The following is a 22,214-nucleotide window of genomic DNA, read 5'->3' as shown; positions in this document are numbered from 1 at the left end:
CCGTTTGTTGCCAGACCGAGACTTCAGGCCTGTGACGTGCTGAATCGGACCGCCTCGTCCGGAACGTCCGGCAGGTCTAGAGCCACCTTCGCCAGCACGGGGAACCTGCTGGTGAAAGCCTCCTCGGACAGGTCGTATTCGTGAAGAATCCCGAGAACCGTGGCCTTGCTTTCAGCCGTCTTAATGGCCATCTCGAATGCGCTCGACTCCCGAAATGAGTCCAGCGTTTCACTGTCCTGCTCATTCATCTGATCCACCCCTGTCTGGTTGCATCCTGCAGCTGCAGAGGGGTGTATTTGGGTACACGTCCCCCGTGTGAAGCGAGATGGGTAAATCTAGTTCTTGGTGAGCCTCCTTCCTCGTCGCATTAAGCTAGGGGATGGAGGTCTCGTGCAGCCAGTCCTTTGCGGAAGGACATTCTGTGTGCGGCTCTGGAGGCGTATGCCGGGCATGGATTCGGAATTTTGGCGCACTTCTCCCCGGGTCGCCCGGCCTCCCGAATTTCGGGTTTCGCGAGCGAGATGGAATCCCCATCGCAACGACCCTAGCGGGTATTCAATTGGACATGCAACCCGAACTACCGTCCGGTTGAAGGGAGTTGGCCGGTCCGCTTGCAAAGGCATTGCATATATCGCGCATACTTGCCCATTCAGGACAAGTTGGACGCCGAGCTGAAGCGGTCTGGTCGACCCAGCCCGATCAACTACTGGTTGACACATGCATCCTTGTCAAATTAGCCTCGTGATCCACACCGATGTGATCGGCATGGGACTCCCAGGAGAGCAGGCGGCGCGTGGAGACAGGTGAGGAGTTCGGGCCCTGGCTGGCCCGACAGCTCAAGCTCGCGGGGAAGACGCAGGCCGAACTGGCCGACGAGCTCAAGCTGACTCGGGCCGCAGTGTCCGCGTGGATCACCGGCAGGTCGACACCTCGCCCGACCGTCATGACGGACATCGCCAAGGCGCTCGGCACGGACGTGGGTACGGTGCACACCCGCACCACCGATACCCAGGCCGGCCTCCCGGTCACCTGGTACCACCGCCCCGGTTACCCCGATGGCGGCCGTGACCTGGGCAATGCCGCCGCCTTCGCCTTCGACGCCGACGTTCAGGTCCTCGCGCGAGAGACGTGCCAGAACAGCCTGGACGAGCGTCTCACGGAGAACGGCCGCCCCGTCAAGGTCCGTTACACCCTGCACGAGCTCACCGGCGACGCCCTGGACGCCTTCCGCGAGGCGATCCTCTGGAACGATCTCTTTCCGCACTATTCCGCCGTCTCGGAGACCGCCGGTAATCAGAAGGTCGGTCGGGTCGTGGACGCCGGGGTGCGCGATATGTACGAGAAGGGCCGTTTGGTCCTGCTGCGCGTCGACGACTACAACGCTTCAGGGCTGATCGGCGACGATTACGCGGACGGCAAGTTCGCCGCCGTGGTCAGACGCCAACTGGAGAGCCTCAAGTCCGGACCTGGCGCCGGTGGGTCGTACGGCTTGGGCAAGGCGACGCTGTGGGCCACCAGCTCCCTGGGGCTCGTGCTCATCAACTCCACTCTCTCCGTGCCTCACGAGGGACGAACCGAGCGACGGGTCATCGGCCGCCTCGAACTGCCGTGGCGTGAGGTCGACGGCGAGTCCTACGCAGGCCCTGCCTGGTTCGGGCGCCCTGATCCTGACTCGCCCGGGGCCATGGTCGCCCGTTCCTGGTGGGCGGACGAGGAGACGGTGGAGAGCCTGCATCTGGCCCGGGAGAGCGACGAACCCGGCACGTCCTTTCTCATCGTCGGTGCGCACGATGTGGCCGGCCTCGCGGCGAACTCCTTCGATCCCGACGACGGATTCATCGGCGACGAGGAGAGCGATGTGGACACGCGTGACATCAACACGATGCACGCCCGTCTGGTCGAAGCACTGGGGCGTGACTTCTGGGCCGCGATGACCGGCGGGGGCGGCAAGCTTCCCCTCTTGGAGGTCTCCGTCCGTGCCCTGCGCAACGGCAAGGAGGTCGTGGCGGAGCAGCAGGTGGACCCGTCTGTCGAACAGCCTGCGCGGACCCGTGCCCTGAGGGCGCACTACGAGGGCACTACGGTGCATCGTCTCACCGAGGCAGGGCAGGTGGCGGCGCGGAGCGTCCCGTTGAAGCTGCCGTTGTCCGGAGGCGCCCATGGGACGTTCGGTACGCACCAAGCGGTCTTGCTCGTCACGGAGGCCGAGGGGGACAGGGACGGGGCGAAAAACCGGATGCACTCGCTGCGTGGCAATCGCATGACTGTCAAGAGGACCGTGGTCCCGAGGCTGCCGAACAACACCAACCCTTTCCAGGCCGTTCTACTGTTGGGGGAGGCAGCCGGAGAGACGGCCCCCTTCGCGAAGGAGGCCGAGGAGTTCCTGCGTGCGGCGGAACCTCCCGAGCACGACCGTTGGGGGCAGACGGAAGAGCTGACACTGCGGTGGTCACCGTCCGCGTACCGGCGGATCAACGCACTCACCGCCGAGGCCAACAATGCGGTGAGAGAACTCGTCGCACGGCCGAAGCGCAGCAGCGGCGAAGGCGGCGAGGCCCTGCGCAAGGCATTGACGGTGCGTACGAGGCCCAAGGCCAAGACACCTGCCGGCCCCGTGGTTCCCCTCCTGGACGGGCTCGACGCGACGGTCGGTGATGCTGGGGAGTGGCGGATCACCGGCGAAGTGAGCATCCCGCGTGGCGACGAGATCGTCCCGATGGTGCCGGTGGCCCAACTGGACGTGCGCTCGGGGGGCCGCCCCAGGCTGGAGTGGGCGGAACTGGTGGGCGTCGAGGGCTGCGAAGCGGTGGACGGAATACTGCGCTTCACACCTGGCGCGCGGCGCGCGAAGTTCCGAGGAATCACCGACGTCACCAGCCACCCGGTCAGGACCACTCTCACCCGTCTGGTTGTCGAACTTCGTGCCAATAAGGGGGAGTGAAGTGTGAAGTTCTATCCGTACAAGCGGCTCAACCGGCCGGTCACGCTCAGAGTGACCTCCGTCTCCCTGAAGCTCTCCGACGGCACCCGCGACCGGTTGGAGACCACCGCGTACTCCACCCAACAGCACGCTGTCGCGCTCGGCATCGCGGGCCACACGGACTGGGTGAGCGCCGAGATCTGCGTTTCGGCGACACTGCCGCCCGGGGCGAACGTGCCGGACGCGCCCTGGTCGGATCTGTGTGTCCTTGCCGTACTGACGGATGGCGAGACCAATGTCCGTACCTCTGCGCATCTCACGCTCGACGCGGAGGGCGGCCGGGACTGGTCCGGCTCACTGGAGGTGTTCCGTGACGATCACCTGGGGCGAGCCTCCGTCGCCGTGTACGCCATCGGGACAGTGGAAGGGGTGCGCGGACGGTCGATCGCCGAGACCGACCGGAGCTGGATCATCGACACGGTTTCCGACGAGCCGGTCCGTGGGCTCCAGCTCGACGTTCAGAAAGCATCGTTCAAGAGGAGCTCCCGGGAGTGGCTCCAGGCCTACGCCGACGCGCCCTGGGTCGTGGACACCTCGGCCAGAGTCCCCACCGTGTTCGTGAACACCGATGTCGAAGGTGTCATCGATCTATTGGACAGCAATGGCTCGGGTGTGGACGGCAAGGTGCGTGACCTCTTGGTCGCCCAGATGTCCACCGACGTCTGGACCGCCGTGTTTCACGGTGCCATCGGCGATCTGGAGGTGGAACCCGGTGGCGGGCCGGTCTTCCCCACAGACTGGCAGGGCGAGGTGCTGAGGGAGATGCTCCCGGACGTGATTCCCGGCGTCCATGTCGAGGAGGCCCTACGGCAGGTCCATCGCCGGCGCACCGGCGAATCCGGCTGGGTGGAGCTACAGACGCGTATCCATTACGCGGCGGTCCGCCGCGCCGATGCCACCAAGGCGCTTGCCTTTGTCATCCGCAGTCTGGAACAGATGAACCGCGAGAGTGAGACGTGATCACCCAACCGAACCACGTACCGGAACGCCTGGGGCTGCTTGCCACCTCTGCCGTCGATCCGTTCCTCACCGAGGAGCTGCTCAAAGGCGAACAGGTTCACGGCGGCATCGATCTCGCCAAGGTCGTCGAGTCGCTTCCCGAGGATGACGCCAGGTGGTGGGTCGAGCCGATCCGGAGCCTGGTGGAGGACGCCATGTTCGAGTTCCGGGAGGACCGCACCCGCGCCGACGCCTGGCTCGCGCCACGACTCCATGCCACGCTTCGCCTGAAGCGGCGAGAAGCGGCGGACAAGCGTCTGTGGAACCATCTCGCCCTGGCTGTGGCCCCGGACTATGTGGTCTGGCGGCACCTGTCGGAGCCGACGGCGAACAGGCCGGAAAAGCGCGTCGCCGCCGAGCGCTTCCGTGGCCCCGCGGACCGTCAGTGTTTCTCGCGCCTGTGGTGGGCGGCCGAACTCTTCAGGAACGGGTCGGACTACGAGCCGGTCGAGGTCGCCTGTGGAAATCAGGACCTCATCCACACCGTTCTCCGGAGCGAGCTGATCGATCACCGCCCCACCGCTCAGGCCCTGGTCCGTCTTCTGCAGAGCGGCCAGGTCTCCGGCGGGCGAGAGGTCAACGGCCTCAGCGTCGCGATCAATGCGGCGGGAGCGACCTTGATCTACGACATCCTCGCGCCGGACCAGCCCCGCGACCCCGCCCGACTGCGGGACTGGATCGCGGAGGCAGAATCGGCGCCACCGGTCGAGCGGTACGAACTCCCGAACGGGCCCGACGAGGAACCTGTTTTGGAGGAATCCGTGGCAGCGCTCACCGGCTACTTCGTGGAGCTGTTCGAGACTGCGCCGGTCAGGGGTAGGAACAGCGGGGATTGACCTGGGCCGTGCTCGGGCTAGTTCGCCGCCGCCTTCTTGCTCTTACGAGGGCGCACGGAGGAAGGGGGCGGCACCTGGTCTCTAGGGCGCGGGCACCCGTCGGTGCAGGCGTCGGCGGCACCGCAGCCGTTGCTCCGCAGCTTGGCCCGCTGGTCCTCCGTGGCTGGCTGCCACGGCTTCCGCAATGACTCCGGGTCCGGCTTGGAGAGGCCCAGAGCGGCGCTCAGGAGGTGTGCACCGAACAGGGGCGGTACCGCGTTGCCCACCTGCTGAGCCTGCGCCGTACCGGACCACGGATAGTCCGGCGGGAAGCTCTGCAGCAATCCGGCCTCGTTCATGCTGAACCGCGCGCCCTCGTAGACGATGTTCTCGTCGAGGTGCTGGAAGACCACGAAGCGGCTGATTTTGCCGGTGACGGTGAAAGCAGGCTGCTGGTCGCTGCGTACACCTCGTCGTCCCGGGTGGCTAGAGCTGCCGTAGTTCGAGCGAACCAGGAACGGAGTGCGGCGCCCCTGGTTGGCGAGGGCATCACCCATGGATCTCCAGGAGTGCCGCACCTCGTCGCTTGTTGCCTGGTGTTCATCGCTCTCCGGCTTGGTGCCCTCGTAGAGGGTGGCCTGGTGGACCTGGCCCGCGGCCTGGTCGTGTTCGTTCTTCCCGTTCCTTCGGTTCCATTCCTTGGCGTCGTAGGAAAGGTGAGTCGGCGCGGGAAGCGAGGGCTCGCCGAGTCCTTCACGCCGAGCGATCAGCACCGCGCGGGATCGCGTCTGCGGAACCCCGTAGGTCTCGGTGTCGAGGACATCGACGACGACTTTGTACTTGGTCCCGTCGGGTAGCCCCGTCTCCTCCAGCACCTTGGCATAGTGCGTCCAGAGCGCCTCGACCTCACGTACCTGCTCCAGGACGATGACGTCGTACGGGCGGTGCTCCCGATTCGGGCTCCTGGTCGCCTGAATGGCGTATCGGAGAGGTTCGAGTACCAACGCGGTGCGCGGATCGGGGAGAGTTTTAAGGTCCTCGTCTATCTCCTGGTCGGGCTCACCCGCCATCAGCCGCTCGATGTACCCCTTGACCCGGTCCAAGGCCTGGCGTCCGGCGCCGTGCCCGGCCACCGAGTAGGTCTGGCACGGAGGGCCACCTGCGAGCACGTTGATCTCCGGCGGCAGGGACTCGAAGGAATCCCTGCGTACCGCGCTCACGTCGGCGTGAAGGGTGTCCAGCCCAGCCGCGTATCGCGTGAGGCACGCACTTCTGTCCCACTCGATGCCGAGACTCGGGATGTCGAGCACCTGCCCAGCGACATCCAGCCCTCCGGGTCCTGCGAAGAGGTCCAGGACAAAGGGTTTGTCGAGGATGGGCTGATGGTGCGCCGAGCTGGTCATGTGGCGGAAGTCTAGCCGGCCGCGGGCCCTCGCGGATCCCCGCTCAACGCCTCGGCGACGGCCCGTCCCAGCGCCTCTCCGACCGGCGGCGGGGTCGCGTGCCCGATCTGGCGGTACCGGGCGGTCTTGAGGCCGCAGATCCGCCACGCTTCAGGGAAGGCTTGGAGAAGGGCGGCCTGGTCCACCGTGATCCGTACCAGTCCGTCGTCACCGAGTGACGGAACCCATGTGAAGTCGGGGCCGGGCGGTTCGTTTCCGAACGACTTCGTGTAGACCCCCATCCGTCGCCACCTGGCCTTCGTACCGCTCGGGTCCGAAGTCGGGGCCGCCGTGCGTCTTGGATCCACCCACCAAGGTAGGTGCCACGCTCGTCGCCTGCGCCGCCCACGGTCGGCGTCCGGCCAGCCGCAGGAACGCATCGACGGCGCCAGCGCCTCCCCGACCGACACGTGCTGGTGGACGCTGGGTCGGGGCGGTCGGAAGGCACCGGCCCACTGCTGCTTGACGGCCACGACGATGCCGTGCAAGCGGTGCTGGGGCACTCCGAAGTCGGAAGCGTTCAGGATGAACCAGGTCAGTGCGTAGCCGAGGTGCCCCAGCTCTTCGCGGAGGAAGTCCCGTATCGACGCCAGTGAGCCCTCCTCGACCAGGGCGGGCACGTTCTCGATGATCAGTGCACGTGGCTGGACGGCGTGGACCAGACAGGCGGTCGCCTCAATGAGGCGCAATTCGGCGTTCGACCGAGGCGTCGTCGCGCTCGACCTCACCCTGGGGAGGCTGGCTGTCAGCAGATCGACGTCGTACACCTCGGGATGGTCCACGGGGTCGAAGTCGAGAAGGTCCGCTTTCAGCACGTTCCAAAGCGGCCGGTTGGCCTTGAGCGTGTCGCAGGCAGAGGGCTCGTTGTCCAGGAGGAGCCGAGGCGTGAAAGCTGCTTGTCCCAGCCCCAGGGCGAGCCCCCCTGCCCCCCCCCCCCCGAGCAGACGTCGACAAAGCTCAGCTCGTTCAACGATTCCTCCCCCGTCCCAGCTGGACCCTCCGCCGGCTCCACCGCCGCCGGCGATACGGAGAGCCACGTCATCCAGTGCTTCATGCTCCGGCCTCACGATCGTGGCTCGCTCCCGACGACAGACGAGTCCGTAGCGTCGAGCCGCCGGATTACGGCTGTCGTGGCGAATTCCATCACGGGGCCGAGCGCTGCCGCTCCGGATCCTGTCGGCCGGGCCGTACCGGCGATGGAGGCGGGCATTGCCGCATCAGCAGTCGCCCGTTGTCATGCCCCGGGCCGCCGTGCGTGAGCGCTGCATGAGCGGATTGGGTGGCACAAGGGTGGATCCCGCGTCATAGTGATCGCAGTTGGGTGTCTCTGACCTGCGGGCACGGAATTCTGTGGCGCCGTCCAGCACCACCCGGGATGATCTTGTGGGGCCTCGTAATGCGTAGGTCTCGGGTTCGAATCCCGAAGGCGGCTCTGTGGAAGCCCCAGGACTCACTCGCCGTGACCTGGGGCTTTTGCTTTTCTCCGGACGACCCGGGGGCCCGGCTGCCCGGACGTGGGTAGCGCTCGGTGAGGGGCGGCCGGTGCGTCAGGATGCGGGGATCGGTCGGCGGGCCGGGGGTCCAGGGGCGTCAGGGGGCGGGGGTCCCCGGGGTGTTAGGGGGTCCGTCGGGGAGGTCGTCGTCGAGGATGCCGGTTTTGGCCACCAGGTAGGCGAGTTGCGCGCGGCTGCGGCTGCCCAGGAGTTCCGACGCCTTGCTGACGTGGGAGGCGACGGTCCTGGTGCTCATGCCCAGGCGTCCGGCGATGGCCTGGTCGGTGTAGCCGTTCACCATGAGCTGGAGGATCGCGCGCCGGGTCTGATCGGTGAGCAGCGGCGGGCGGTGCTCGCGCGGGTTGTGCCGCAGGGGGGTGGCCCGGTCCCAGGAGTGCTCGAAGAGGCCGACGAGGTAGCGGATCATGCCGGGATGCTCGATGGCCAGGGCGACCTGGCGCCGTTCCTCCCCGGGGTCGGGCACGAAGGCGATCCTGCGGTCGCAGACGATGAGCCGGTCGAACACCTCGTCCAGCGTGCTCACCTCCGCGCCGGCCGCGCAGACCTGCTCCACGTAGGAGAGCGTGGGGCCGTGGGAGCGGACGGTGTGCTGGTAGATCGTGCGTTGGCGGACGCCGCGCCGCAGCGCCTCCAGGTCGCTGGCCAGGGCTTTCTCCAGCAGTTCCTGCGGGCGCCCGCCGCCCGGCTGGGCCGTCAGCAGTTCCTCCCGGCAGGACAGCACGGCCGAGGACAGGGTGGAGCTGATCACGTCGGCGCCGCTGATGACGCGGACCGCCGTACCGCCCTCGCCCTGGTGCCCGGCGCGGTAGATCTCCTCCAGCCGCTGGATGGAGACGCGCGCCACCGCGAGGGCGCGCTGCTTCTCCTCGATGGCTCGTTCCAGCGGGCGCATCAGCGCGTTCGCGGCCAGACCGGGAGGGGTGGCGGCCCAGCCGCCGTCGTCGGTCCGCTGCACGACCCCCAGTGCGACGAGGCACCGGGGGCAGTCCTGCTCGGGGGACGGTGACAGCAGTACGTCCGCGTAGAAGGCCAGCCCCTCTTCACAGACGCCCGGTGCCCGGTCGTCGCCCGTGGCTGTCTCTGTGCACATCCCCTGCGTCCCCATGGCCTCGTGCCGAACGACCTGGTCGTGGCCGCGCGATTCGCTCCATGGTAGGTGGTACGGAGATTGAGTGATAAGTGCCACAATGTGGGGCATTGTCAGCTGATGCCGCTACTGATAGGGCGAGTTCCGGCCGCAAGCATCCGGCCGTGCGATGCGGCCGGAGCCGGGTGTCCGGTGGTGCCCGTGGGACTACGGCACGGGTACGGCGGCCTCGGTCGGGGCGGCATCCATTTTCGGCCGGTCGGGCCGGAATGTATAGGCCCGCGCCACCCAGGCGCCGAGCACCGCGAACCCGGCCATGACGACTGCGAGGCTGCCGAAGCCGGCCGTGAGGGAGACCCCCGCGAAGCCTCCGACCAGGGGCATCAGCGCCGCCGTGCCGAGGCCGATCGCGAGCAGCCGCAGCGAGGCCATCTTGCCCTTGTCGCCGTCGTCGGCACGCTGCTGGAGCGAGGTGAGGAGCCACGTGAGGCTGTTGAGGTTGGCGAAGCCGACGAGGAAGAAGGCGGCGAAGTGCACGACGCCGGACGAGCCGATCGCGAGCAGACCCGCCCCGCCGGCCTGGCACAGCAGCCACAGGGGGAGCAGCCGCTGGGAGACCAGGCGGGCCGTGAAGAACGACGCGCTGATCATGCCGACGGCGAAGGTGCCTTCCAGGGCCGCGATGTACCAGCCGGCGCCCCCCGCGTAGTCGTCGGCGAGCGGAACGACCAGGGTGCTGAGCCCGTGGGCGAAGACGAAGTCGCCGGCACACAGGGCGATCATGACGAACACGGCCCTGTCGCCCCGGTAGCGAAGGAGCATGCGCCGCCACTCCCCGACTGTGGCCGCCGCCGCCGTGGCCAGCATGCGGGCGGAGAAGGCGGGGTTGTTCTCGTCCGCCGTAAGCCGCATCCGGCTCACCGCGAGCGCGCAGCACAGGGCCATCGCCACGTCGACCAGCAGCGCCTGTTCGGCGGTTCCCCAGGTCAGGATGAGCCCCAGCAGCGCCATCCCGCTCAGCGCGCCGGCCTGGAAGGCGACGCCGACCATGCTGTTGAACCGCGCGATGTGCGTCTGGTCCACATGGTGTGCGGTCAGCTTGAACAGCGCCGAGCGCTCGACGTTGTCGAACACGGCCAGCAGTACGGCCGCTCCCATGATCCAGGGGACGGCCCCCTGCCCGGCCGTTCCCGCGACCGCCACGATCCCCAGGACCGTGGCCGCCCGGCCGAGGCCGCACAACGCGTACACCCACTTGGAGTTGAGGGCGTCCACCAGTGGACCGCACACCGGCAGCACGCAGAAGGCGGCCACTCCCTGGAGGGTGAGGACGAGGGCGAAGGCGGCGGGGGAGCCCGTACGGCCGTAGAGCAGCTGTCCCATCGCCAGGGTGTGGACGCCGATGCCGACGCTGGACACGGCGATCGCGCCCAGCATCGTGCGCGCGAACCGGTCGTGACGGAGCATCACGCCGCCACCTCCAGCCTGCGGTCGACGACCGTGCGGACCTTGCCGCTGACCTCGTTGCGGGGCAGCTCGCCCTCCGCGAGGCTCTCCACCCTGAGCTCGTACACGTCGAGGGCGGCGTCGAAGTCCTGGTAGGCGCCCAGCACGTCGAACTCGGAGACCAGCAGCTCACGCACGAGTTCCGGGTCCGGCGGAACGGGAGCCTCGGTGCGGACGACCAGCACCTCCTTGCTGCCCTCGGAGAGCACCTCGATCTGGAGCTGCGACACGCGGAAGGCGGCGAGCGCGCCGAACACCTCGCCGTACAGGACCGTCTCGCCCTTGAAGCGGATCAGGCCGTCCGACCGGCCCAGGTACTCCAGCACCCGGCCGCTCGCCCCGCAGGCGCAGGTGTGCTCGAAGACGCGGCCCGTGTCGCCGATGCGGTAGCGGATCAGCGGTCCTTCGAACTTCTGCAGGGTCGTGACGAGCAGTTCTCCGGCGGCGCCGTCGGGGACCGGCCGCCCGTCCTCGTCCACCACTTCGATGAGCGTGTAGTCGTCGTTGACGTGGTGCAGCGTGCCGCCGAGGGAAGGGCACTGGTGGCCGAGCTGGGCGCCGTCGTTGGCGGCGAGGACGCTGGTGACCACGCGGGCCCCCAGTTCTTCCCGCAGCCACTGCTTGTCGCTCTCGGTCATCGGCGTGCCGCCGTACAGGACCTTCTCGACGCGCAGCCGCGGGAAGCGCTTCTTGGCGTCGCGCAGCAGCGGCAGAATCAGGGCCGGCATGCCGAGGATCACGTTGGCGCCGAAGCTCCTGGTGAGCATCAGGAGGTCGTCGACGGTCACGAACTGGCCGGTCGAGTAGCACTCCACCGGCATGCGGGAGAACTCGCTGAAGGTGGTGGTGAGACCGCCGTACATGCCGCCGCCGAACAGCGTGTTGACGATACGGTCGCCCGGTTCGACGCCCAGGCCGTACAGCATCGGCACGGCCTCGCGGACCATGTTCTCCCAGTCGGCGCGCGCGTAGACGATGTAGCGGGGGTGGCCGCCGGTCGCGCCGGAGCGCAGCACCTCGCCGGTGGGCGCGTCGCCGCTGCACAGCATGCGGCCGGCCGGCAGCGAGTTCGCCTCCAGCGCGGACTTGTCCAGGACGGGCAGTGCGGCGAGGTCGGACAGCGCCGTCACGTCGGGCAGGTCCGCGTAGTACGGTGCGCGCCGCGCGCGGGAGACGAGGTAACGGAGCCTGGCCGTCAGCCGGTTGTCGCGCTCCGCCGTGTCGGCGTCGCGGACCTGGGAGAGCGTACGTCCGGGCAGGTGACGGCGGTCCAGCAGCCGGTGCGCCCAGGGCGCCCGGCAGTCCAGGGAGAGCGCCGCGTCCAGGGGCAGCGCCGGAACGTCCACCGCGACCCCGGACGCCTCGGCGCCCGGTGTCACGACCCGGCCGCCGGGGAGGGGCACCCGTGCGGCCCGCAGGGCCTCCATCACCAGGGTCCACAGGCGCGGCCGCTCCGAGCGTACGGTCACCTCGTTGCCCAGTGCCCAGGCGAGCAGCAGTCCGCGCAGCGTCGCCTCGGCCCGCCGGTCGTCGAGGAGCACGGCGCCCACCGGCCGGGTCTCCAGCACGTCGTTGGTGTCGGTCAGCGGCTGCCACGGGTACTGGCTGACGCCTTCGAGAAGGCCGTCGAGGCCCGCCAGGAGCTGCTCGCTGTCGAAACGGCGCAGCGGATCCGCGACTCCGGCCTCGGCCAGGGCGGTGCGCAGGGAGGCGAAGCCGCCGTCGCGCAGCGAGCGCTCCACGTGCTCGACGGCGAGCAGCAGGTCGGTGGGGTAGGTCCTCATCAATGTGTCCTCGGTCCAGGTCGGTCGGGGTGGTCGGGCGGCTGCGTTGTCGGGCGGGCCGTGGTGCTGTCGGGTCAGCGCTGTGCGCCGATCACGTGCGCGAGGCGGCGCACTCCCTCCGCGACGTCCGCCGGTGAGGGGTACGAGAAGGAGAGCCGTGCCTGGTGGGCGCCGCGGCCGTCCGCGTAGAAGCCGGTGCCGGGGACGAAGGCGACGCCGGCTGCCAGCGCCCGCCGCAGCAGCTCCCGGGAGTCGACGCCGTCGGGCAGCGTGAGCCAGACGAAGAAGCCGCCGTCCGGGATGGTCCACGAGACGCCCGGGGGCATGTGGGCGGCGAGCGCGCGGAGCATGGCGTCGCGCCGCTCCCGGTAGCGCGCGCGGAAGTCGCCGAGCCGTTCCCGCCACGGCTGGGTGCGCAGGTATCGGTCCACCGTCAGCTGGGCGAGCGGTGAGTGGGAGAGCATCGCGCCCTCCGCCGCGAGCACCAGCTTGCGGGTCAGCGGGCCGGGCGCCCGGACCCAGCCGACCCGCAGACCGGGGGCCAGTGTCTTGGAGAAGGACCCCAGGTACACGACGTTGCCGGGGTCGTCGGCGCACAGCGCGCGGGACGGTTCGTCGTCGTAGTGGAGCAGTCCGTACGGGTTGTCCTCCACCACGATCACGCCGGCCGCCCGGCAGACGTCCAGAATCCGCTGCCGGCGGCCGGCGGCGAGCCGGATGCCGGTCGGGTTCTGGAAGGTGGGGACGGTGTAGAAGAACTTCGCCGGGCGTCCCTCGGCCGCCTGGCGGGCGAGGACGGCGGCCAGTTCTTCCGGGACGGTCCCGGCCCGGTCCATGCCCACGTGGACGACGCGGGCCCGGGCGGCCCTGAAGGCGCCGAGCGCCGTGACGTAGGTGGGGCCCTCGGCGACCACGGTGTCCCCGGGGTCGAGGAGGACCCGGGTGACCAGGTCCAGCGCCTGCTGGGAGCCCACCGTGACCATGACCTCGTCCGGCCGGGCCGAGATGCCCTCGACCGCCATGACCTCGCAGATCCGCTGCCGGAGCCCCGGGTCGCCCTGCGCCGTCCCGTACTGGAGGGCCGTCGTACCGCTGTCCCGCACCACCTCGGCCGTCAGTGAGGCGATGGTGTCCAGGGGGAGGGCGGCGACGTCCGGCATGCCGCCGGCCAGCGACACGATGCCCGGGTCGGCGGCGACGCTGAACAGGGAGCGGACCTCGGAGGGGACCATGTGCCGGGCGCTGTCCGAGAAGTGCCGGTCCCAGGGGTCCGGCCCGGCCGGCGGCTGAAGCTGCGGTGACTCCGAGGGCAGGCGCATCAGGTACTCCTAGGGTGGGTCGGTGGTCTTCTTGGCCTCGGCGGTGGCGACGAGGGCCGCGGTGTAGTCGCGCAGGACCTCGGCCTGCCGTTCGTGCACCACCCGGCGGTGGCCGCGCCGGCCGTCCGGCTCCCGGGTGAGGAGGACCGCGGCCTGCCGGCGGGCCACGTACGGGGAAGCGGCCGAGGCGTGGAAGGCGGCCGGGTCCTCGCGGGACAGGCGCGCCCAGCCGTCGTGGTCCTCGCCCAGTGCGGTGCGGGAGAGCTGCCGCAGTTCGACGGCGCACAGCCCCGGTCGCAGGGAGACGAGTTCGATGCCCTGGGCGGTCGTCGTGAGCGTCGCGCAGGCCGGGCCGTCACCGAGGGGCTGGGCGTCCAGTGCGGCCAGCGTCGTCTCGACCGCCCAGTCCTGCTCCGCGCCGCGGCGGGAGAGCAGCAGGGCTCCGGGGAACTCGCAGGGGTGGCGCGGATCGGCCGGTCCGCTCACCCTCCAGACGGCGCAGACGCGGTGGGAGGCGCCGAGCCGGACGGTGCTGATGTGCAGTCCCCAGTGAATGGACGGCATGGCGCTTCCCCTGCTTCCCGGGCGGCGTCCTCCATGGCGGCGCCGCCCAGCCGCACGACCGCCTTCCCCGTGTTCTCTCCGCGCAGCATCCCCAGGAACGCGTCGACGGTCCGGTCGAAGCCGTGGGACACACTGAGGCGGTCGGTGATCCGCCCGGCGCGCAGGTGCGGCACCAGGAACGCCTCCAGTTCCTCCTGCACCGCGCGGTGGTGGGAGACGAGGAACCCTTCGAGACGGACGCTCTTCTCCACCAGGTCGAACAGGTTGCGCGGCGCGGCCGGGGCGGACCCGGAGTTGTACTGCGCGATCGCGCCGCACCACGCGATGCGTCCGAACTCCCGCATCGCGCCGATGGCCGCCTCCAGATGCCCGCCGCCCACGTTGTCGACGTACACGTCGATGCCGTCCGGCGCCGCGTCCGCCAACTGCGCGCCGATCGAAGGCCCCGCGCGGTGGTCGAAGGCGCTGTCGTACCCGAGGTCCCGCGTCAGGAGCCGGACCTTGGCCGGCGAACCGGCGCTGCCGATCACCCGTCCGGCGCCGAGCAGCCGGGCCAGCTGCCCGGCGGCCGTGCCGACACCGCCGGCGGCGGCGGAGACGTAGACCGTCTCTCCCTCGCGCAGTTCCGCGATGCGGGTCAGGGCGACGTACGCCGTCAGGCCGGTGCCGCCGAGGAGGCCGAGGAACGTCTCCGGCGCGATGCCCTCGTACCGGGGCAGGACCCGGGCGTCGGCGGCCGTCAGGACGGTGTGCGTCCGCCAGCCGTCGCGGTGGAAGAGCAGCGAACCGACCGGCAGCCCGGGGCTCCGGGACTCGACCACGCGGCCGACGGCGCGCCCCTCCAGCGGGGCGCCGAGTTCCCACTCGGCGTCCATGCACTCGCGCATGTACGGGTCGACCGAGAGCCACAGGTTCTCGACGAGCGCGCTGCCCTCCGCCACCGGCGGCAGGGCCAGCTCGACCTCCGCGAAGTCCTCCGGCACCGGCATGCCCCGGGGCCGCCGCGTCTGCTGGAAGGCGCGGGCCGTACGGGCCGGGGCGCTCACGCCGCCTCCCGGGTGTCCGTGCCGGCCTCGCGGTACGCCGTCACGGAGACGCCGTGGGCGCACTCCGTCAGGAAGCGCCGCAACTGCGCGGAGTCCTCGTGCGACGCCTCGACGAAGACCGGCACCTCCCATTCCTGGTAGGTGATGTGACCGGGCGTCTCCTGGTCGTCCGGAAGTGCGTGCACGCGGTCCACGCAGGGGTGCTCGCGCAGCCCGGCGGGCAGTACGGTCCGCCGCTTCGCGCCGGCCGGCAGGTGGTGCCCGGGGAAGGCGATCCAGCCGTGGTACCGCCCGCTGGGCCGGCCCACTGGGGGCCGTTCCAAGCCGAGCCGGACGGCGATCTCGTGCGAGGGCAGGTGGACGCCGGTGTGCCGTTCGTGCATCGGCACCACGGCCGCGCCACCGACCCGGTTGGCCACTTCGAGGAAGACCGGCTCCGCGTCGCCGGTCTCGAAGAACTCCAGGTGGAGGCTGCCCTCCGTGATGCCGAGGACCTCCACCACCTTCTCGGCGAAGGCCCGTTGCACCGGGGACACCGTCTCCTGGTGCGACCCGAGCGGTGTTCCGTCGGCGTACTCGACCGGCTTGTTGACGTACCGGCTCACCGCCAGGTCGACGATCAGCCCGTCCGCGACCAGCCCGTCGGCGTGCAGGATGTCACCCTCGATGTGCTCCTCCAGCTGGAAGTCCGAGGGGTCCGCGAGCTTCTGGTAGGCGCTGAGCGCCTCGCGCGCCGTCTCGTGGACGGTGACGCCCTCGCTGGAGGCGCCCTGCCGGGGCTTGAGCACCGTACGGCCCGACCACGGCAGCGGCCGGCACGGCGTCGGTTCCGCGACGAAGCGCGGGAAGCGCAGTCCGGAGCCCGCCAGGGCGGACTTCATGCGCACCTTGTCCCGTACGAGTTCGACCCGCTCCGGATCGGGTCCCCCGATGCCCAGGTGGCGGCGTACGAGGCAGGCCTCCGCTATCCCGCACTCGGAGAGCGCGAGCACCTTCTCGAAGCCGTCGTCCGGGGACGTGCGCGAGCAGACGCCGTCCACCAGGTCGTCCTCCGCGTCGAGGACGATCCGCTCGCACGGCAGGTCGGCGGGGAGGTCGGCCATCCGGTGCGGGTGCCCGATGTAGGTCACGGTGTGCCGCTCGTGGTCGATGCCCCGGTGGTAGGCGATCTTCCGGTACGGCACCTGGTGCATGACGAGGATCTTCATCCGAGGTACTCCAAAGTCGTGATGCCCCAGCTGAAACCCATCGCGCTGGTGGCGAGCATGATCAGGTCGCCGCGGCGCAGCCGGCCGGCGTCCTCCAGGTCCCGGAGCGCGATCAGGGTGTCCGCGCCGCCCATGTGGGCCAGCCGGTCGTAGTTGAAGACGCTGCGCGCGGCCGGCACGCCCACGACGTCCAGCAGCCGCTGGTGCATGTCCCGGTCGCCGTGGTTGACCAGGAAGTGGTCGATGTCGCCGGCCTTCCGGCCCAGGACGCTCAGCGTCTCGTCGACCAGCGAGGTGAAGTGGCGTACGTAGGCGTCCGCGAGGCCCTTGCGGTGCGCCGCACGGCGGATGAGGACCCGGCCGTCCGACCGTTCGCCCGCGTAGTAGTCGGACCAGCCGCCGTCGGTGCGCATGGCCGAGTGGAGGAAGCGGAAACGGCCGTCACCACCTTCCAGCAGTACCGCCGCAGCCGCATCACCGAAGTTGAACAGGGCCTTGGAATCCGGGTCACGGTAGTCCACCATCCGGCTCAGCCGGTCCCCGACGAGGACCAGTGCGTACGTGCCGTCCTCCAGCGCCCCGTCGGCGGACAGCAGCCGGAGCGCCGTCATGCCGGCGTTGCAGAAGTTCGCCACCTCGAAGCAGTGGGCGTCCCGTATGCCGAGCCGGTCCGAGACCTTCGCGGCGGGGGACCAGAACGGGCGGTCCCACTCCCCGGACCCGGCGTAGACGACCTGGCGGACGCGGGAGACGTCGACGCCCGTCCTGCGCAGGACCGACCGGGCGGCGGTCAGCGCCAGTTCCCACGCCTGCTCGTCCTCCGCCAGGACCGGGAAGCTCTCGCAGTGCGTGATCCGGGCCAGGTCCGCGAGGGCGACACCGGAGGCCGTGTGCATGGCCCGGATGTCCGCCCTCGCGGACGGGAAGGAGACGTCGAAGTCGACTATGCCGGGCACGGCCCGTCCTCTTCGATGCTGACCCGGTGCACGGTCCGCGTCGCGCCGGGCTCGATGGCGGTCGCCGCGTGGTACGTCGTCGCGGTCTTCCACACCACCAGGTCGTTGGTCGTCCAGCGGTGGGTGTAGACGTGCTCGGGGTCCTGGATCAGGCGGTCGACGAGGGCGAAGAACGCGGCGTTCTCGTTCGCGTCGAAGCCGACGACCGAGTCCATGTACTCGGGCGCGCCGTACAGGTAGGAGCGGCCGGTGGCCGGGTCCTGCCGCACCAGCGGGTGCTCGGTCAGCGGGTACTCCATCTCCACCAGCGCCTTGAGTTCGGCGATGGACAGCCCCACGTGCTCCGGGGAGATGCGCTGGCGCTTGCTCACGGTGTGCAGCGCCGTGCGGCCGGCGATCTTCTCTTTCCACTCCTGCGGCAGCCGGTCGTAAACGTCCGGCGCACTGGCGTACAGGGTGTGGCCGCTGGTGCTCGGCACATCGACCCCGTGCAGCATCGTGTAGGGGGCCGGGTCCTTCATGTACGAGGAGTCCTGGTGCCAGAAGTTGCCGACCCGGGCCACGCCGACGGGGCGGTTCGCCCGCATGGCGTTCGAGGAGATCATGATCTCCGGGTGCTGGGGGTGCCGGTACTTGGCCATCAGGAACGGGACCGGCCTGCCGATCCGGGAGGCCAGCTCGATCTGCTGCTCCGGCGTGATGTCCAGCCCCCGGACGACGGCCAGCTCCCGCTGGTGCACGAGGTCCACGAGCTGCGAGAACACCTCGGGGCGCTGAAGGTCCTCGTACGTGACGTCCGTCATCTCGGAGCCGATGAAGGGGGTGATTTCCTTGACCTGCATAGGGGTTCCTCCTGAAAGCGGTGCTGTTTCCTGGTGCGGGCGGGGGCTCAGGCGGCGTCGAGGCACGTGCGCAGCGCGCGGACGAAGGCGTCGATCTGCTCCTGCGTCCGGAACGGCGCGACGGTCACGCGGAAGCGCTCGCCGCCCTTGGCCACCGACGGGTAGTTGATGGGCTGTACGTAGATGCCGAACTCGTCCAGCAGCCGCCGCGAGACCCGCTTGACCCGCTCGCCGCCGGGCACCAGTACCGGGACGAGGTGGCTCTCGGCGTCGATGAAGTCGATGCCGGCGGTGTGCAGGGCGGTCCGCATGCGCACCGCGTTCTCGCGCAGCCTCCGGCGCAGTGCGGTTCCTTCGTCGCTCTGGACGACGTCGAGGCTCTGGCGGGTGGCGTCCAGGCTCGAACGCGGAATGGTCGTCGTGAAGATGAAGCCGGGGGCGTGCGACCGCACGTAGTCGAGGGCGTCGTCGGGCCCGGCGACGTATCCGCCCGTGGTGCCGACGGCCTTGCCGAACACTCCCTGGACGAAGGTCGGGCGCTCCTCGCCGATCTGCTCGCAGATCCCGGCGCCGGTGGGCCCGTTGACGCCGATCGCGTGCGTCTCGTCCAGGTACGTCATGGCGTTGTACCGCTCGGCCAGGTCGCAGATCTCGCCGATCGGGGCGATGTCCCCGTCCATCGAGTAGACGGACTCGAAGACGATCAGTTTGGGGCGCTCGGTCCCGTACTGCGACAGCAGCTCCTCGAGCGCGGCCACGTCACTGTGCGGGAAGATGTGCTTCCGGTTCTTGGTCGCCCGGATTCCCTCGATGAGCGACCGGTGGTTGAGGGAGTCGGAGAAGATCACCATGTCGGGCACGGCCTGGAGCAGCGTGGTCAGCGTCTCGAAGTTCGCGACGTATCCGCTGGTGAACACCAGGGCGCGCGGCTTGCGGTGCCAGGCGGCCAGCCGGGTCTCCAGCGCCACGTGGGCCTCGCTGGTGCCCGCGATGTTCCGCGAGCCGCCGTTGCCCGTTCCGTGCAGGAGGGTCGACGCGACCTGGGCCTCCATGACCCGGGGGTTCTGGCTCATCCCCAGGTAGTCGTTGGTGCACCAGACCTGGATGCGCCTGCCCCGGTGGAGCGCGGTCCCGGGCTCTTCGGCCAGATACGAACACGGAGTGAATTCCCGGTACAGCCCGGATTCCTTCAGACCTGCGAGCTTTTCCCCCATTCCGTCGAAGACGGTGGGCGATGCTATGGAAAGCGGTGGGGCGGACATACCTCTCCTGTTGTCGGCATGGAGTGCGAAGGGGGTCGCCGGTCGGGCGGAAATCATCCCCACTGCGAATCGTCGGCCAGGGAGGACGTCGCCCTGAACTCCCCATGGGCTGCCGGGGTTCCCGCCCCCACGGAAACCGCCAGAAGCGTCAGTACGGTCACGGCGAGAGCGCCGATAAATCTCTGGAACGCGGCCTTCTTGTTCATTTCTGGATCCCCCCACTTATTGCTGGGCCTACCTGTTCCGGCCCGCGAAATGAATCATGCGTCCTGCTTTTGGGCGGTGAAAGGGAGAACCGGGAGCATGATCGTGCAACACAGAGACCTGAAGGAGGGGCAAAAACGGCCGTCGTCGGGCAAAACCGGCCACCCTCCCGCGCCGTGCGCCGCGCGGGTTCGGCCGGCCGGCGGGCGGGTACCCGGCGGGGCGGCACGACAGGCCCCGGTACGTGCGGTCACACGGTCCGGAGCACCGTTTCCTCTTCCGCGGTGCGGGTCATAGCTGTGACGTCGCCCCCCACACGGTTGGAGAACAGATGAGCGAGAAGAACCCGGTGAAAGCGGCAGCGGAGAAGGCCGTCGACGCGCTGCGCGGCGACGGCGGTCCGCCGGAGGGCATCCCAGGGAGGCCCGGCGCGCAGACACCGCCGGTCGACGAGCCGACCGCGGTCAGGGAGCCGCTGCCGCCCAAGCCCGACCAGCGGGGTCCGGAGACGGTGGGACCGACCGGCAGCCCCACCGGCGCCGCGCAGGCCGACCTGGCTCAGCAGGGCGCGTACCTGACCACGGCCCAGGGCGCGCGGCTGTACGACACCGACCACTCCCTGAAGGCCGGGGCGCGGGGCCCGGTCCTGCTCCAGGACCACCACCTGCGCGAGAAGATCACTCATTTCGACCACGAACGCATCCCGGAGCGGGTCGTCCACGCGCGCGGCGCCGGGGCGCACGGCGTCTTCCAGGGCTACGGCACCGCGTCGCGGATCACCAAGGCCGCCTTCCTGGCGAAGGGCGTCGAGACCCCGGTGTTCGTACGTTTCTCGACCGTCCTCGGGTCGCGCGGCTCCTCGGACACCGTGCGGGACACCCGGGGGTTCGCGACGAAGTTCTACACGGAGGAGGGGACCTTCGACCTGGTCGCGAACAACATCCCGGTCTTCTTCATCCAGGACGCGATCAAGTTCCCGGACGTCATCCACGCCGGAAAGCCCCACCCGGACCGGGAGATCCCGCAGGCGCAGAGCGCGCACGACACGTTCTGGGACTTCGTCACCCTGCACACCGAGGCCACGCACCACACCCTGTGGAACATGTCGGACCGGGGCATCCCGCGCTCGTACCGGATGATGGAGGGCTTCGGCGTCCACACCTTCCGGCTGGTCAACGCCGAGGGCGCCACCACGCTGGTGAAGTTCCACTGGAAGCCCCGGCTCGGCGTGCACTCGCTGGTGTGGGAAGAGGCGCAGCTCGTCAACGGCATGGACCCGGACTTCCACCGCCGGGACCTCGCCGACGCGATCGAGGCCGGCGCGTACCCGCAGTGGGAACTCGGCGTCCAGACCTTCCCCGACACGCCTGAGCAGGTGTTCGAGGGCATCGACCTGCTCGACCCGACGAACATCGTCCCGGAGGAGCTGGCGCCCGTACAGCCGATCGGGCTGCTGACCCTCAACGCCAATCCGTCGAACTTCTTCGCCGAGACCGAGCAGGTCGCCTTCCACCCCGGGCATCTCGTGCCGGGCATCGACATCACCGACGATCCGCTGCTCGCCGGACGCCTCTTCTCGTACCTGGACACCCAGATCAGCCGTCTCGGCGGCCCCAACTTCGCCCAGATCCCAATCAACCGCACGCACGCGCCGGTCAACGACATGCTGCGCGACGGCATGCACCAGACGGCCGTGCACCGGGGTGCGGCCCCCTACCGGCCCAACTCCCTGGACGGCGGCTGTCCGTTCCTGGCGGGGGCGGACACCGGCGCGTACATCGAGGTGCCCCAGGAGGTGGCGGCGGCGAAGAAGGTGCGCGAGGCGCCCGCCTCCTACGCGGACCACTTCAGCCAGCCCCGGCTGTTCTGGCTCAGCATGACGCCCGTCGAGCGCGAGCACATCATCGCGGCGTACACCTTCGAGCTGAACAAGTGCTACGAGCAGGCCGTCAAGGAACGCGCGCTGAAGGTGCTCGCCAACATCGACCCGGAGCTGTGCGAGCAGGTGGCGCTCGGCCTCGGCCTGCCCGCGCCCGCCGCCACGGTGGCGCTGACGACCCCCGAGCCGAGCCCGGCCCTGTCCCAGCTCGGGAAGACCTGGCCGCCGGACGGACGCGTCATCGGCATCCTGACGGACGCCGAGGGCGACCTCGACGGGGTACGGGCCGTACGCCGGGCGGTGCTGGACGCCGGGATGGTGCCCCTGGTGATCGCCCCCGCGGGCGGCAAGCTGGAGGGCGGAGGCGAGCCGATCTCCGTCCAGCGGACGTATGTCACCGCGCGGTCGGTCGAGTACGACGCCCTCCTGGTGGCGGGCGTGCCCGGGATCGGGAGCGACGCTTCCGGGGCGCGGGACGCCAAGGCGGCCGAGGCGGTGGCGCCGGCCGGGGCGGCGACCGATCCGCGCGTGCAGCTGATGCTGCTGGAGGCGTTCCGGCACGGCAAGGCCATCGGGGGCTGGGCGGGCGCCGAACGGGTCCTGGAGTCCGCGGGGATTCCCGTCGGCGCGCCGGGCGTGGTGACGGCCGGCGACGGCACGTCGGTGCTGGGGCAGGTCACGCAGTTGCTGGGGCAGCACCGGGTCTGGGAGCGGTTCCCCATCTCCGTGTGAGGGCTGAGTCGGAGCTTCCGACCGCCGCTGTGTGACGTCCGGACACCGGGCCGCCGCCGGCGGGCGACCTTCCGC

18 protein-coding genes are annotated in these 22,214 nt (G+C 69.8%); 4 read left to right on the top strand and 14 right to left on the bottom strand.

All coding sequences use genetic code 11. The annotated features are described in order from the left end of the window. Positions 1-23: 23 nt before the first annotated feature. The gene (locus ACWGH0_RS18850) at positions 24-248 is read right to left on the bottom strand and encodes a hypothetical protein (protein WP_453405290.1); all 225 of its coding nucleotides are present in this window, start codon (positions 246-248) and stop codon (positions 24-26) included. Positions 249-793: 545 nt separating this feature from the next. On the opposite strand from ACWGH0_RS18850, the gene ACWGH0_RS18845 reads away from it, so the two are divergent. The 3 genes from ACWGH0_RS18845 to ACWGH0_RS18835 are packed head-to-tail and all read left to right on the top strand — an operon-like array spanning position 794 to position 4,815. After that, complete coding sequence (locus ACWGH0_RS18845) at positions 794-2,941, top strand: helix-turn-helix domain-containing protein (RefSeq protein WP_453405289.1); 2,148 nt, start codon at positions 794-796, stop codon at positions 2,939-2,941. Positions 2,942-2,944: 3 nt separating this feature from the next. Next, positions 2,945-3,940 carry a hypothetical protein gene (locus ACWGH0_RS18840; RefSeq protein WP_453405288.1) on the top strand — a complete coding sequence of 332 codons (996 nt, stop codon included), beginning with the start codon at positions 2,945-2,947 and terminating at the stop codon, positions 3,938-3,940. After that, the gene (locus ACWGH0_RS18835; RefSeq protein WP_453405287.1) at positions 3,937-4,815 is read left to right on the top strand and encodes a DUF6339 family protein; all 879 of its coding nucleotides are present in this window, start codon (positions 3,937-3,939) and stop codon (positions 4,813-4,815) included. The genes ACWGH0_RS18840 and ACWGH0_RS18835 overlap by 4 nt, the downstream gene beginning before the upstream one ends. Positions 4,816-4,832: 17 nt before the next feature. Here the strand turns inward: ACWGH0_RS18835 and ACWGH0_RS18830 are convergent, their stop codons facing one another. The 13 genes from ACWGH0_RS18830 to ACWGH0_RS18770 form a co-directional block, all read right to left on the bottom strand. Next, a complete protein-coding gene (locus tag ACWGH0_RS18830; protein WP_453405286.1) occupies positions 4,833-6,197 on the bottom strand; it encodes a DNA cytosine methyltransferase in 1,365 nt (454 codons plus the stop codon). Between the two features lie 11 nt (positions 6,198-6,208). Then, positions 6,209-7,273, bottom strand: a complete 1,065-nt coding sequence (locus ACWGH0_RS18825; protein ID WP_453405285.1) for a DNA cytosine methyltransferase — start codon at positions 7,271-7,273, stop codon at positions 6,209-6,211. A gap of 553 nt (positions 7,274-7,826) precedes the next feature. Beyond that, positions 7,827-8,840, bottom strand: a complete 1,014-nt coding sequence (locus ACWGH0_RS18820; protein WP_453405284.1) for a helix-turn-helix transcriptional regulator — start codon at positions 8,838-8,840, stop codon at positions 7,827-7,829. A gap of 204 nt (positions 8,841-9,044) precedes the next feature. Then, positions 9,045-10,304: an MFS transporter gene (locus ACWGH0_RS18815; RefSeq protein ID WP_453405283.1), complete on the bottom strand. Its 1,260-nt coding sequence runs from the start codon at positions 10,302-10,304 to the stop codon at positions 9,045-9,047. Then, on the bottom strand, positions 10,304-12,127 hold the full coding sequence (locus ACWGH0_RS18810; protein WP_453405282.1) for a phenylacetate--CoA ligase family protein: 1,824 nt from the start codon (positions 12,125-12,127) through the stop codon (positions 10,304-10,306). The genes ACWGH0_RS18815 and ACWGH0_RS18810 overlap by 1 nt, the downstream gene beginning before the upstream one ends. A 74-nt stretch (positions 12,128-12,201) precedes the next feature. Then, positions 12,202-13,446, bottom strand: coding sequence for an aminotransferase-like domain-containing protein (locus ACWGH0_RS18805; protein ID WP_453405281.1), 1,245 nt, complete (start codon positions 13,444-13,446; stop codon positions 12,202-12,204). Between the two features lie 9 nt (positions 13,447-13,455). After that, positions 13,456-14,010 (bottom strand): hypothetical protein, encoded by a 555-nt coding sequence (locus tag ACWGH0_RS18800; RefSeq protein ID WP_453405280.1) that lies wholly within the window; start codon positions 14,008-14,010, stop codon positions 13,456-13,458. Then, the gene (locus tag ACWGH0_RS18795; RefSeq protein ID WP_453405279.1) at positions 13,929-15,056 is read right to left on the bottom strand and encodes a zinc-binding dehydrogenase; all 1,128 of its coding nucleotides are present in this window, start codon (positions 15,054-15,056) and stop codon (positions 13,929-13,931) included. Before ACWGH0_RS18795 ends, ACWGH0_RS18800 begins: the two co-directional genes overlap by 82 nt. Then, a complete protein-coding gene (locus ACWGH0_RS18790) occupies positions 15,053-16,264 on the bottom strand; it encodes an ATP-grasp domain-containing protein (RefSeq protein ID WP_453405278.1) in 1,212 nt (403 codons plus the stop codon). The genes ACWGH0_RS18795 and ACWGH0_RS18790 overlap by 4 nt, the downstream gene beginning before the upstream one ends. Continuing rightward, on the bottom strand, positions 16,261-17,220 hold the full coding sequence (locus ACWGH0_RS18785) for a 3-oxoacyl-ACP synthase III family protein (protein ID WP_453405277.1): 960 nt from the start codon (positions 17,218-17,220) through the stop codon (positions 16,261-16,263). Before ACWGH0_RS18785 ends, ACWGH0_RS18790 begins: the two co-directional genes overlap by 4 nt. Next, positions 17,208-18,062 carry a TauD/TfdA dioxygenase family protein gene (locus ACWGH0_RS18780; protein WP_453405276.1) on the bottom strand — a complete coding sequence of 285 codons (855 nt, stop codon included), beginning with the start codon at positions 18,060-18,062 and terminating at the stop codon, positions 17,208-17,210. The genes ACWGH0_RS18785 and ACWGH0_RS18780 overlap by 13 nt, the downstream gene beginning before the upstream one ends. 47 nt (positions 18,063-18,109) lie before the next feature. Next, positions 18,110-19,324, bottom strand: a complete 1,215-nt coding sequence (gene hemA / locus ACWGH0_RS18775) for a 5-aminolevulinate synthase (protein WP_453405275.1) — start codon at positions 19,322-19,324, stop codon at positions 18,110-18,112. A gap of 53 nt (positions 19,325-19,377) precedes the next feature. Continuing rightward, positions 19,378-19,530, bottom strand: coding sequence for a hypothetical protein (locus ACWGH0_RS18770; RefSeq protein WP_453405274.1), 153 nt, complete (start codon positions 19,528-19,530; stop codon positions 19,378-19,380). Between the two features lie 329 nt (positions 19,531-19,859). Between ACWGH0_RS18770 and ACWGH0_RS18765 the strand changes: the two genes are divergently transcribed. After that, positions 19,860-22,139 carry a catalase gene (locus ACWGH0_RS18765; protein ID WP_453405273.1) on the top strand — a complete coding sequence of 760 codons (2,280 nt, stop codon included), beginning with the start codon at positions 19,860-19,862 and terminating at the stop codon, positions 22,137-22,139. The last annotated feature ends 75 nt before the right edge of the window (positions 22,140-22,214 follow it).

This window comes from Streptomyces sp. NPDC054887 (assembly GCF_053610585.1).
This window is presented reverse-complemented; position numbering and strand designations above follow the sequence as displayed.